Genomic DNA, 11,906 nt, shown 5'->3' on the forward strand with positions numbered 1-11,906 from the left:
CTTAATTATCAACTAATCCTGCATGCAGACGGTCCACCATCCCTGTAACCTGTCGTCCGGTTATCAGTCGCGTGCACTCATACTGTCTTGGGGTATCCCTGTGATGCGGGCACCACAAAAAATCCTGGTGGTCAAAATCAACCGATGTGTCATCCCAGCAGCCGTTACAGCCATGACTGCTGAACACCCGCCAGGGAGTGTGAAATTCGCTGTTGGGTAGACTGAATCCGCTGATTAACACCACCGGAATGCCGGCCGCCCAGGCAAGCCATGACAGCCCGCTGCTCAGACCGATAAAGAAGCTCGCATGCCTTAACAGGTCCACCCGCTCCTGAAGCGGAATGTCGCCCGTGAAGTCTTCGGCACCATAGGGGATGTGGTTCCAGACGAAGCCCTGACCGTGATGGGCCTGGCGGTCAATGCACAGCACCCGGTATCCCAGTGATTTAAGGTGGGCTACCACCTCTGCCCAGCCGTGACCGTTGTTCCAGTATTTAGCCTGGTTGGTTGACTGCGCGGCGATGCAGACGTAGGGCTCCGCAATTTTTCGCTCTGCATCAAGCTTCAGGCGAGGCGGGCACTCCCGCGGGTCAACCCCGAGGATGTAACCGGCATTGCGGTGAAAGCCGACTTTCCTGAAATCAATGGGCTGATGAAGGGTGTCATCCTTGAAGAAAAGACCGACGTACCAGGACGCGTAGGGATTGATTGTCCGGTGGGATTCTTTTGTGGAGAAGGTTATCTCCGGATATTGTGCGCTGAGCAGGTCAATGATTTCCTGCCCCATGACGCATTCAAGCTGGCACCGGTGCAGTTGACGAAATCGCTCGGCGTAAGGGAACCAGCCAAGTATATCGCCCAGGGTTCCGGTCGGGAAAAAGATGACGATCGGCTTGTCCTTCATGTCCAGTGTTTCATCCAGGACCGGATGCGCTTCTCCCTGGTGGAATACCTGAATGCGGAAACGGATGTAATATTTTTTGGTACTGGCGACCCACCCGCCGTCAGAATCACAGCTGAAAAGGATATTGCCGGAATCATCATCCATTAAAATGACATGCCATTTCCCTTCCGGAAGGTAAACACGCGCGCCGTAATTAAAGTCAAACAGAATACCTTCCGGTCCGGCACAGGTCGGAAATTCAGGAGGTGTTGCAAAGTTAGCTGACATATCTTATATATCCCTAGTGTTCATGTGCAGTCGATAAGGGGTCAGTCAATTGCACTGGTTTATATCTGTAATATTTTCCGTGACGGGCTGTGAGCCGTTTTTAACTCAGGCCCATAAGCAGTTCCGGATTAAATGTTTTGCGACTGTAAATGTATTTAAATTACCCTGCAGCTGAGGGCGTGATTTTTATTTTCCACTCAGTCAGTCATGTCCGGTCTGTTTACAGGGGTAAGGGTGTTAAATATGTTTGCAGAACTCGTGCATGCTGACGGGTTTTGAAAAAAGATAACCCTGAAAAACATTCACACCTTTATCTTTCAAAAGAGATAATTGTTCTTTATTTTCCACTCCCTCTGCCACAAGCTGGATTTGCAATCGTTCAGAGAGGGTTACGATTGAATCAATTACCGCGGAATAAATTAATGAACCGTTGCTGGCCACTGTAAGGCATTTATCAATCTTGATGGTTGAAAAACCCGAATGCTCAATATATTTAAGACACGAACTTCCGTTTCCGAAGTCATCAATCGCAAATCGCACACCTGCATCGGTAAGTTGTTGCATTGCGTCAAGCGCAAAGTCATCGAGATGCATCGTGCCACGTTCGACAATTTCAAGTAATACAGCAATGCGTCCTTCAAATGTTTTATTAAAATCGGTCACTGCTTCAATAACGTCCGGGGAATTCAGTTGTCTCGCACAGATATTGAAGGAAAGATAGAAGTCATCGGGAAGGGCTCCTTCATAGCCGTTGAAAAAAGTTTTAACATCAGACAGCAAAGAGCATGTCACATCATTAATCACCTCGCATGACTCCATTGCAGAGATGTATTTCTCCGGAGAGTGAAGGACTCCATCTTTTCGGATCCTCAATAACACTTCTCCGCCTGCAACCTTGTAAGCCCTGTAAACCGGTTGCACATAAGGCACAAACTCAGCTCCAGCCAGTTCTGCTGACAGGATCGACTCTCTTATCCGTGTTCCGGCCTTACTGAAGAAACGTTCTGCCTTCCTGAGCATGTTGGTGCTTATCATGGAGTTGCTCCTGAACCATGGTGGATCCGTTAACCTGGGAACTCTTCATATCCCGGATGGTGAATGGCAGTAATGCTGATGACTATTAGATGATAAGAACCTGCTCATTCTGCGAACAATCTTAACTGAGAAGAGTGGCAAATAAGTTCATGTATCGGCGTTAAGTTATTTTGCGGATTAAAATGCTAAAATATAAGTGATTTACAATCAATTAACCTGGTAATTAAGATATCCTGGCTGCGTATGGTATGCTTTGCAAAAGTCAGACGTAGTGATAATGAGGTGGAACAGGCGTTTTTTATCGCCTTACGTTCAGGATATTGGAGTGTTCATGTGGATTATTTAATCAGTTCTCTGGCCAGGTATCGTTCAGATGATGGCACAATCTGGCCGGTCTCGGATGAAGATTCTGTCATTATTCTGACAGCAACCATGAACAGACTTTTAGCCTATCTGCTGGAAAGACAGGGGCAGGTGATTAACCGGGATGAGCTGCTGGATAATGTCTGGGATTTACACGGCCTGCGTTCGTCAAACCACACCCTTAATAAATATATTTCCGAAATCAGGAAGCACTTTGTCAGCACCGGGATTCAGGCAGAATGTATTACCACTGTGCCACGAATCGGATTTATGTTTAATCAGGATATAGAGGTCGTGGTGATGACAGATACATTCCCGGTGCATGAGTCGGTTACAACGACGGACTGTACCGGAGCCGGAATAAAACGGCGGTATTCTGCATTTTCGGCAAAACACAGAATAATCTTTAACATTCTGTTGTTAGCTATATTTGCCGCCAGTGCCGCCATTTTTATTGCGGGCAGTCAGATCCCGGCAACAACCACATCGGCCCTGAAAGATATTCAGACCCATTTTCTGTTTAACTATCAGAATTGCCCGGTGTACACCATTCAGAAAAACTCCATTTCATTCCTTGAGAAAAAGAAGGACGTATTTGTCACCCTGGCCCGGCAGAATAATATTGACTGCCTGGACGGGGCTGTATTTCTTTATCAGGCGTCAGACGCTTATATTTATGGCAGTAAAGGCCGGGTATTTATCAGCAGATGTACAACGAAAGACAAGCAGTATATATCCTGCCTTAATAACTACTGGAATGGCTATGAAAGCAATTAAGATAAGTCGCCTCTGTGCAGCTGTCAGTCTGCTACTGGTCATGGCATCGTCCATCGGGTTTTATATGTACATGCTTAAGCGACAGAATGGCATGGACATCGACTGCAGCACGATCATTCGTTATAACCATCTTAACCCTGATTTTACTGCCACACTGAACCTCATCTTTCGTCTTGATAAACAATTCTCTGGTCAGGTTGTGTTGTCCGGATATATCAATTCTGAAGGTGACCCCGAAACGGTTTCCAGGACGATTCATTTCGGTTACGAGGTGAACAGGCCAGGCGAAATTTCAGTGAGCAATATGCACTATGCCAAAAAATCACAGGACACCGCCAGTGATGAAATATTCAAACACAGCTTCTTTTATGTTCCGGAAGGTACAGTCCGTCAGATCAGGATCAATCCGTTGTTAAATGGCTGGTTGATTGAAAATCTGCAGTCGCCGTTTGCGCTTTGCGTGAATAAGGACAGGTAGCGATAAAGACAGCATACCCGACATGCTCAAAAACCATACCGGGTATGCTCAGAGGATACTCCAGGAGACTACGGCTTATTTTGCCCAGTCTTCCAGCGTGAGCCCCGGCACCCGCTCAAACTCCCTCACATTAATGGTCACCAGCACACGCCGGCGGCGATAGCATGCCGGCAATCGCCGTGTCGTTCGGCCCAGTTGATAGCCGAGACCACGTCCGATCGCTGGCCAACACCGCCTGCTCCAGGCGCTTCAGTACGAATTACAGCTGCCCGTGCAGGATGAACGCTCAGATACAGGTGTCGAGCATATACGTTTTTTTCACAGGTCAGCCCGTCCTTCGTCGCTGACATCCTGCATTGATGGGGGGAAGAGATTATTGGAAAACCAGAAAGTTATAACGCTGGACGAGCAGGGTAACAATGTTCGCATAATCAGTGAGTTATGGTAGTGTAGGTTAGAATAGGTTTTTTATATTATGAGAGAAAATAATCTTTATTAATCAGCATTAACACACCAAGACATCATTGCCGTGTGGTTCATGAAGTCCGTATCAAGTGACTCTTTCAAATCGTTTTTGCTTTTTTTTAATCTTCGCTTATTGATTATTCATTTTCCGGCAACGCATAGTTCTGGCAGTACAGATAGGGGATCCCCTCTTTGGTAATCAAATACGTCTCTCTATTCAGCGCAAAAAAATCGACGTTGGATACGCTGGTGTTGCTCAGGAAGAAGTCGGGGAGGAGTTCCTGAATGAGACTGGCGGGTGCTGTTTCGCGATTGGAGATTTGGATTTTCTGCGAAATCCAAACCGGGCTTGAGCCGTAGCTGGATTGTGTAAAAAGTACCATGCGTTGCACGGTCTGCTCATTATTTTCGGCATCTTTGATAATGCCATCAATATTCACAATACCTTTGCTGCCGCCGGTTTTGATATCAATGATCCCTCGGAATGAGCTTGTATTGCGTACAATCTCGATGGCAGACCGACAGGTCAGATTATGTAACTGACCATTGTTTTTACTGTACCGGTAGACGGCGGTAACAATTAGCGCAGCAAAACAAAGCAGCAGGATAATACCAGTCTGGATGCGGGGCGTTCGGGAATAAAAATTCATTAGCTATCATACCGTGGGTAATAAACTGACTGACAGGCGTTTTCCTGCCTGTTTTTCATCGGTGAGCGACATACAAGCACGGATAATTTTTTGGATTCAGGGTAGGTGGTGATATAGATAAATTTATGGCTCTGACACAACCCAGGATTTTTGTTGATAAATGCCGTATGTCGGGAGAAATTACTGGCATCATTATTAAAATAATACTGACAGTCAGTGGGGGCTTTGTCTGCGGTGATATAGCCGGAGAAATAGTTATCACTGGTTTGCCACGGATACATTATAAGCACACAAATTATCAGGGTAATAGCAAGTATTACCATTTCAGCAGTGGTTATCAAAGGTTGGCGCGCTGTGTCATCTGACAGTTCTTCTATGGCGGCATCCGGCACTAAGGGTTCTGCTGTAAAAGATACGCTCTCCTCCGGAGTTTCAATCACCTGAATATTGAACTCTTCCTGGATGATCAGCCCTTTGCGGGGGATCGTGGTGATAAGCGGTTGCTCCAGTTCCAGCTGCAGCAAACTTTTGCGCAAAGAGAGAATGCTTTGATAAAAGGCGTTGAAGCTCACCTGGCGGTGATTTTTACCCCAGCCGAATTCCAGTAGTTCGTTTTGGGAAACCACTTGCCCGCGATGTTGAATAAGTAATAAAAGACATAATGACGCCGAGTGTTTGAGTTTTATCCGCTGATTGGGTTGATCTATCCGCGCCAGAGATTGTGTAGCTGGCGTAAATATTATTATTTTTTCAATCAGATAACTGACATTGCCAGTCTCAGACATGATGTTTCTACTCTTGCTGGTGCGCCAGGCGGTTGGCGAGTCATGATACCACTTAGCCCATAAAGACCACCAGTATGGACCCGACCCTGCAGCGAGAACCGCGAAGTGTTTCAATTTAGTATCATAATATAACAACAATGATAACTTTTTAATGAAAATAAACTATATATAAATCAATGCATTGTATCTTTTTGGCTACATTGCAAAGAACAGAAAGATGAAATAACAACGACAAAGATGATTGCCATTAATTCTTTATGGACAGCGTCATATACTGCCTGGCGCCACCACGCGAAAACAGAATGAGTCTGAACGCGTCAACGGCACCAGGGAATGCCGGTGGTAGATGTAGATGGGAATAAATGTCAGCTTGTTGGTGAGCTGACATTTATTTTTCGTGTTGAGTAAAATTCCACCCTCGTTTTGACAAAGCCATAATTTGCGGTAGAGAGTCCCATGTTCCAGAAAGATATTGAAAATGCTGTAGTGCTTGTTGGTGATGAAATGAAAAAGTCAGATAATGCCTGGCTGTCCTTACGCAAAAAACGCCAGCGTATTGATCTGAAGAGTGATGGAAATATCTTGTTTCTGGAGAAAGGGGCCGTCTCTGTTCATCGTGTGGAAAATGATTTAGTGATGGTAAGTATATCTGCACCGGCCATCCTCGGCTTGCCGCAAATGCGTACGGAAGTTGCCGGACACTATTTACGTTGTGATACCGATTGTGAAATGTGGGCGATGAGTGCAACCAATGCCGAACTTTTGTTCACTGCAAAGAATCTTTGGAAACATGCATTTGATATTTTAACGCTACATCTGCAACGCTATTTTCAGCGAGAAAAATTGCAATCGCATCGCACTATCCGTGAATTGATTATTGAACACCTGAAGTATATTTGGTCGATGGAGCCTGAGATGCGTGAAAACACATCTGTGTATACATTCATTCTCGCTCGAAATCATATCTCACGCAGTGCTATCCACAAAGTATTGCAGGAGTTAGTGAGTGACGGAAAAATAATTATGAAGCGAGGGAAACTCTCTTTTTTTGTATGTTAAAGTTAACATTAAAAGCATCTGACGTGTTTTTTTGCACTCAGCTGGAATGATAATGCAAAAACTGGGTTTGTGATTTTTGTTGATTATCAGTATGTTGGTTTTTGTCTTTTTCTTCACCGCTGATGCCAGCTACGCGGAATGTCCATTTTTATCTATAAATTAGTATTTATTTATTAATTTGATATGAATATGATGTTCCCTCCAATAATAACAAAAGTCATATCGCCAATGACCAACGGCAGGCCGGAAAACCTTGAGGCACAGCATAGCCGACTGTTTGGCAACCCTACTACCGATACAACGGATGTTCGCGCTGCACTGCAAAACGCGTTGGATCACAATACCTTTGTCCTGCTGGCCCAGCCTATCGTCAGTACTCGTGGTGATGAATCCTATCATGAGATACTGATCCGCATGCTCAATGAGCACGGGGAATTTCTTTCCCCTGACCATTTTCTGTCGGTTGCACGCGACACAGGGTTAGCACCCGATATCGATCTTTGGGTTATTGAGAACACCCTGAAGTACATGCGCTACCATCCGCTGAGTTGTTTTTCCATTAACCTGGCGCCAGTGACGCTATGTCGTTCAGGTATCGTTGCAAAGATAACTGCGTTGTTGCAGGAATATGTGGTGATACCGCAACGGATTATTTTTGAGATAACCGAGGCTGATACCCTGTCAGATAAAGAACACACGGCAGATACACTACGCTTACTACGTCAATTGGGATGTCGGATCGCGATTGATGACTTCGGTGCCGGGTTTGCAAGCTATGAACGCCTGATGAACATTGAAGCAGATATTTTGAAGATTGATGGGTCTTTCGTTCGTGGGATTATAAAATGTGAGGTTAGTCGCTATATCATCGAATCTTTCTGCCGGGTTGCGGCAATGAAAGGTATGCAGGTTGTCGCCGAGTTTGTTGAAAGTGCCGAAATCCAGATGCACCTGGAACACATGAATGTCGGGTGGTTACAGGGATACCACATTGGCAAGCCACAACCGTTGTTCACGTTAGAGTAATCTATAATCCGTTTATTTAAACGTATTATCACGATGCTGTAATCTGCCGATAATATAACCTCCTGGCGGAGGCTATATTAATATCAAGAACATTAGCTGACCAATAATTTACGGATCCTGTAGCTGAAGCTGATTCTCTAAACGCCGATCGCGCAGGGTTGCATAAATAAAGGTAATCACAAACAGCAGGGAAAATAGTACGACGATGGTGGGAGCCGGCGCGCTGTCGATGAAAAATGACAGGTACACGCCCATAAATGAGGTAATGACCGACATCGCCACCGCCAGCCATAAGGCGTGGGAAAATTTCCGCGTCATTAAAATCGCGATGGCGCCAGGTGCAATCAGTAATGAAATTGACAAAATAATCCCTACCGATTTTAGCGTGGCGACAATCGTCAGGGCGATCATGCACAACAGGCCGTAATGCAGCAGTGCGGTGTTAAGCCCACTGGCCTTTGCCTGATGTGGGTCGAACGCATGCAGCAGCAAATCTTTCCATTTAAGTCCGATGACAAGCGCGATCCCCAGAGTAATAACCGCGGTTTGCATGATATCGCTTAACGATACGCCCAGCATGTCGCCGAACAGAATATGATCGAGATGGACTTCCGACTGGATAGAGACGTACAGCACCAGACCCGCACCAAACATCCCGGAGAAAACAATACCCATGATGGTGTCGCGCTTAATGCGGCTGTTATCGTCGAGGTATCCGGTCGCCACCGCGCAGAACAGACCGGCGATAAACGCGCCAATTGCCAGCGGGATGCCCGCAATCCACGCCAGGACAATCCCTGGGAAAACCGCATGACTCATGGCATCGCCCATAAGCGCCCAGCCTTTGAGTACTAAAAATACCGACAGCAGCGCGCAGGGCACGGCGACGATGGTAGAGATGACCAGCGCATTAACCATAAAGCTAAACTGAAAAGGTTCCAGCAGCGTTGTTAAGATCATACTTGCTCCTTGTTCACCAGACGGGCGCGGCGGCGATTTGCCAGCAGACCGTGTTTTGGTGCGAAGACAAATGCCAGCAGGAACAGCAGCGTTTGCAGAACGACGATAATTCCGCCGGTTGCACCGTCCAGCCAGTAGCTTAGCCAGGCGCCGAAAAAGCTGGTCAGGCTGCCGAGCGCCACGGCGATGGTGAGTAGGCGAGGAAAACGATCGGTCAGCAGCCAGGCCGTCGCACCGGGCGTAACCACCAGGCAAATCACCAGAAAGGCGCCGACGGTTTGCAGTGCGGCGATCGTGGAAACGGAGAGCAACGTAAAAAACAATAGTTTCAGCCGACCCGGATTAAGACCGATAGACCGCGCGTGATTTTCATCAAAAAAGACCACCATCAGATCTTTCCACTTCAAAAACAAAATGGTCAGCGAAACCACGCCGATGATCGCCAGTTGCAGAATATCTTCCGGCGCAATCGCCAGGATGTTACCCAGAATAATGGTCTGGATGTTCACCGACATCGGATTAAGCGACACCATAAACAGCCCGATACCGAAAAAGGACGAAAAAATCAGCCCGATAATGGCATCTTCCTTCAGGCGTGAACGCTGATTGAGAAACAGCATGCTGCCCGCCGCCAGTCCACCGGAAAGAAATGCGCCCAGCGCAAAGGGAAGCCCTAACATATAGGCTCCGGCCACGCCTGGAACGATCGAGTGCGACAGCGCATCGCCAATCAGCGACCAGCCTTTGAGCATCAGATAGCAGGAGAGAAATGCGCACAGGCCGCCGACCATCGCCGAAACCCACATGGCGTTGAGCATGTACTGGTAGCCAAACGGCTCCGTCAGCCAGTTCATGATTGCTCCCCCTCGCTTGCCGCGCGTCGCGAAATAAACGGACGTTCATCATCGGTAATCACGTGTTGTTCACCGCCGCTCAGCGCGACGTGACGCAGAACGCCGCTGAATGCCAGCTCGAGATTCTCGTGGGTAAAGGTGGTTTCGGTTGGCCCACTTGCCAGCACCGTGCCCTTAATCATCACCGTGTAATCGCAAAATTCGGTGACGGATCCCAGATTATGGGTAGAGACCAGCATGGTCCGGCCTTCATCACGCAGTTCACGCAGCAGATCGATGATCCGGGCCTCGGTTTTCACATCCACGCCGGTGAAGGGTTCATCCAGTAAAATAACCTGCCCGTCCTGTGCGATGGCTCTTGCCAGAAAAACGCGTTTTTTCTGCCCGCCGGACAGTTCACCTATCTGGCGATGGCGATAGTCCAGCATATCTACCCGCGCCAGCGCCGCATCCACGCAGTCGTGGTCGATCTGTTTTGGTCGACGCAGCCAACCCATATGGCCAAAGCGGCCCATCATCACTACATCTTCCACCAGTACCGGAAACGACCAGTCCACCTCTTCTGACTGGGGGACATAGGCGATAAGATTCTGTTTGAGCGCCTTATTAACCGGTTGTTGCAGAATAGATATTTCCCCTTTCGCCAACCGGACAAAACCCATCAGCGCTTTAAAAAGCGTTGATTTTCCCGAACCGTTTACGCCGACCAGAGCGGCAATTGAGCCGCCCGGAACCTGAAAAGTGGCATCCCGCAGCGCGGTGTGGCCGTTGCGATACGTCACCGTAACCTGATTCACGGTAATCGCAGATTGACTCATTTTTGGCTCCTTAACCCGTCGTTGATGCCGCTGACGATGGTTTCTGTCGTCACGCGCAGTAAATCCAGATAGGTCGGTACCGGACCATCGGCAGCGCTGAGCGAATCGACATACAGCACGCCGCCGTAATACGCGCCAGACTCGCGGGCGACCTGACGCGCAGGTTTGTCGGACACGGTGCTTTCGCTAAATACGGTAGGGATTTGATGTTTTCTGATCGCATCGATCACTTTGCGTACCTGCTTGGGCGTGCCTTGCTGATCGGCATTGATCGGCCATAGATACAGCTCTTTCAGGCCGTTATCACGCGCGAGGTAAGAGAATGCGCCTTCGCTGGTGACCAGCCAGCGTTTATCAGCAGGGAGCTTCGCCAGTTCTGCATGCAGTGGCGCCAGAGTCTGCTGGATTTTCGCTTTATAATTCTCCGCATTTTTCTGGTAGGTTGCGGCATGGTCGGGATCGTATTTCATCAGCGCATCGCGAATATTATCCACGTAGATAAGCGCGTTCTCCGCTGACATCCAGGCATGCGGATTCGGTTTGCCGTTGTATGGCCCTTCGCTGATACCCATTGGCTGCACGCCATTTGAGACCATGACCTCCGGTACGCCGGACAAATTTTGGTAGAAGCGGGCAAACCATAGTTCGAGATTAAGGCCGTTGGAGAGAATAAGCTGTGCGCCTTGCGCCCGTTTAATATCTCCCGGTGTGGGTTGATATTCGTGAATTTCTGCCCCGGGTTTGGTGATGGAACTGACGTCCGCCGCGTCACCTGCCACATTGCTTGCCATATCGGCAATCACCGTAAAGGTGGTTATCACTTTGAACTTTTCTTTCGCCCAGGCAGGTGACAGCGTAAGCGCCGTTAACACGCTGGCAAGGAGAAATGACTTCAGATGGGGCAGATGCGGCATAGTATCCCTCACAACAAAGTGGTTAATTTATCATCGAATATAGCCTTTGCTATGTTATATAGCACATGGCATAAACAAATGAAAATAATTCTTATTTGCGTAGGGTGCTAAGGAATGTATCACCGGCAGGGAATAGTCCTGCGCTTAGTTAAGGTGTATTATTTATGCAACTTAATTGTGGAGGCATCATGTCCGGCAAACGTATTGCACGTGAGAAAATGACGATCCAGAGAATGATCTCGCTGTATGAGAGCCAGTGTCCGCAGGCTTCAGATGAACCGGGGCATTACGATGCGTTGTTTGCCTATGCGCAAAAGCGCCTGGATAAGTGCGTATTTGGTGAGGAAAAACCGGCCTGCAAACAGTGTCCGGTGCACTGTTACCAGCCCGCTAAACGCGAAGAGATGAAGCAAATTATGCGTTGGGCTGGACCCAGAATGCTCTGGCGTCATCCGATCCTGACCGTGCGTCATCTGATTGATGACAAACGTCCGGTGCCGGAATTACCCGAGAAATACCAGCGGAAGAAGTGATTTAGCAATTCGATGCCG

13 protein-coding genes are annotated in these 11,906 nt (G+C 47.9%); 5 read left to right on the top strand and 8 right to left on the bottom strand.

The window, feature by feature from the left end:
• Window position 1: 1 nt before the first annotated feature.
• Together HV350_RS05380 and HV350_RS05385 are read right to left on the bottom strand one after the other, a co-directional pair.
• On the bottom strand, window positions 2-1,171 hold the full coding sequence (locus HV350_RS05380; protein WP_181629952.1) for an autotransporter strand-loop-strand O-heptosyltransferase: 1,170 nt from the start codon (window positions 1,169-1,171) through the stop codon (window positions 2-4).
• A 237-nt stretch (window positions 1,172-1,408) separates the two neighbouring features.
• A complete protein-coding gene (locus tag HV350_RS05385) occupies window positions 1,409-2,206 on the bottom strand; it encodes an EAL domain-containing protein (RefSeq protein ID WP_131351317.1) in 798 nt (265 codons plus the stop codon).
• 282 nt (window positions 2,207-2,488) lie between these two features.
• Here HV350_RS05385 and HV350_RS05390 point away from each other — a divergent pair, with 282 nt between their 5' ends.
• Together HV350_RS05390 and HV350_RS05395 are read left to right on the top strand one after the other, a co-directional pair.
• On the top strand, window positions 2,489-3,346 hold the full coding sequence (locus tag HV350_RS05390; RefSeq protein ID WP_225622936.1) for a winged helix-turn-helix domain-containing protein: 858 nt from the start codon (window positions 2,489-2,491) through the stop codon (window positions 3,344-3,346).
• Window positions 3,333-3,824, top strand: a complete 492-nt coding sequence (locus tag HV350_RS05395; RefSeq protein ID WP_181629953.1) for a hypothetical protein — start codon at window positions 3,333-3,335, stop codon at window positions 3,822-3,824. Before HV350_RS05390 ends, HV350_RS05395 begins: the two co-directional genes overlap by 14 nt.
• Before the next feature lie 602 nt (window positions 3,825-4,426).
• Here the strand turns inward: HV350_RS05395 and HV350_RS05400 are convergent.
• Window positions 4,427-4,939: a hypothetical protein gene (locus tag HV350_RS05400; protein WP_131346665.1), complete on the bottom strand. Its 513-nt coding sequence runs from the start codon at window positions 4,937-4,939 to the stop codon at window positions 4,427-4,429.
• Window positions 4,939-5,724, bottom strand: a complete 786-nt coding sequence (locus tag HV350_RS05405; protein WP_181629955.1) for a winged helix-turn-helix domain-containing protein — start codon at window positions 5,722-5,724, stop codon at window positions 4,939-4,941. The genes HV350_RS05400 and HV350_RS05405 overlap by 1 nt, the downstream gene beginning before the upstream one ends.
• Window positions 5,725-6,180: 456 nt before the next feature.
• Here HV350_RS05405 and HV350_RS05410 point away from each other — a divergent pair, with 456 nt between their 5' ends.
• Window positions 6,181-6,783: a helix-turn-helix domain-containing protein gene (locus tag HV350_RS05410; protein ID WP_181629958.1), complete on the top strand. Its 603-nt coding sequence runs from the start codon at window positions 6,181-6,183 to the stop codon at window positions 6,781-6,783.
• A gap of 228 nt (window positions 6,784-7,011) precedes the next feature.
• Entirely contained in the window at window positions 7,012-7,809 is a 798-nt protein-coding gene (locus HV350_RS05415) for an EAL domain-containing protein (RefSeq protein ID WP_019077553.1), read from the top strand.
• Window positions 7,810-7,917: 108 nt separating this feature from the next.
• On the opposite strand, the gene sitD is transcribed toward HV350_RS05415, so the two are convergent.
• Genes sitD through HV350_RS05435 form a run of 4 tightly spaced genes read right to left on the bottom strand, consistent with a single transcriptional unit; the run spans window position 7,918 to window position 11,355 of the window.
• Entirely contained in the window at window positions 7,918-8,769 is an 852-nt protein-coding gene (gene sitD / locus HV350_RS05420) for an iron/manganese ABC transporter permease subunit SitD (protein ID WP_019077552.1), read from the bottom strand.
• Window positions 8,766-9,623: an iron/manganese ABC transporter permease subunit SitC gene (gene sitC, locus HV350_RS05425; protein ID WP_016154199.1), complete on the bottom strand. Its 858-nt coding sequence runs from the start codon at window positions 9,621-9,623 to the stop codon at window positions 8,766-8,768. Before sitC ends, sitD begins: the two co-directional genes overlap by 4 nt.
• Window positions 9,620-10,441 (bottom strand): iron/manganese ABC transporter ATP-binding protein SitB, encoded by an 822-nt coding sequence (sitB, locus tag HV350_RS05430; protein WP_016154198.1) that lies wholly within the window; start codon window positions 10,439-10,441, stop codon window positions 9,620-9,622. The genes sitC and sitB overlap by 4 nt, the downstream gene beginning before the upstream one ends.
• Window positions 10,438-11,355, bottom strand: coding sequence for a metal ABC transporter substrate-binding protein (locus tag HV350_RS05435; RefSeq protein ID WP_019077550.1), 918 nt, complete (start codon window positions 11,353-11,355; stop codon window positions 10,438-10,440). Before HV350_RS05435 ends, sitB begins: the two co-directional genes overlap by 4 nt.
• A 188-nt stretch (window positions 11,356-11,543) precedes the next feature.
• Here HV350_RS05435 and HV350_RS05440 point away from each other — a divergent pair, with 188 nt between their 5' ends.
• Window positions 11,544-11,888, top strand: coding sequence for a nitrous oxide-stimulated promoter family protein (locus HV350_RS05440; protein WP_003825888.1), 345 nt, complete (start codon window positions 11,544-11,546; stop codon window positions 11,886-11,888).
• The last annotated feature ends 18 nt before the right edge of the window (window positions 11,889-11,906 follow it).

It is taken from the genome of Citrobacter sp. RHBSTW-01013 (assembly GCF_013781985.1).
Lineage (GTDB): Bacteria > Pseudomonadota > Gammaproteobacteria > Enterobacterales > Enterobacteriaceae > Citrobacter > Citrobacter braakii.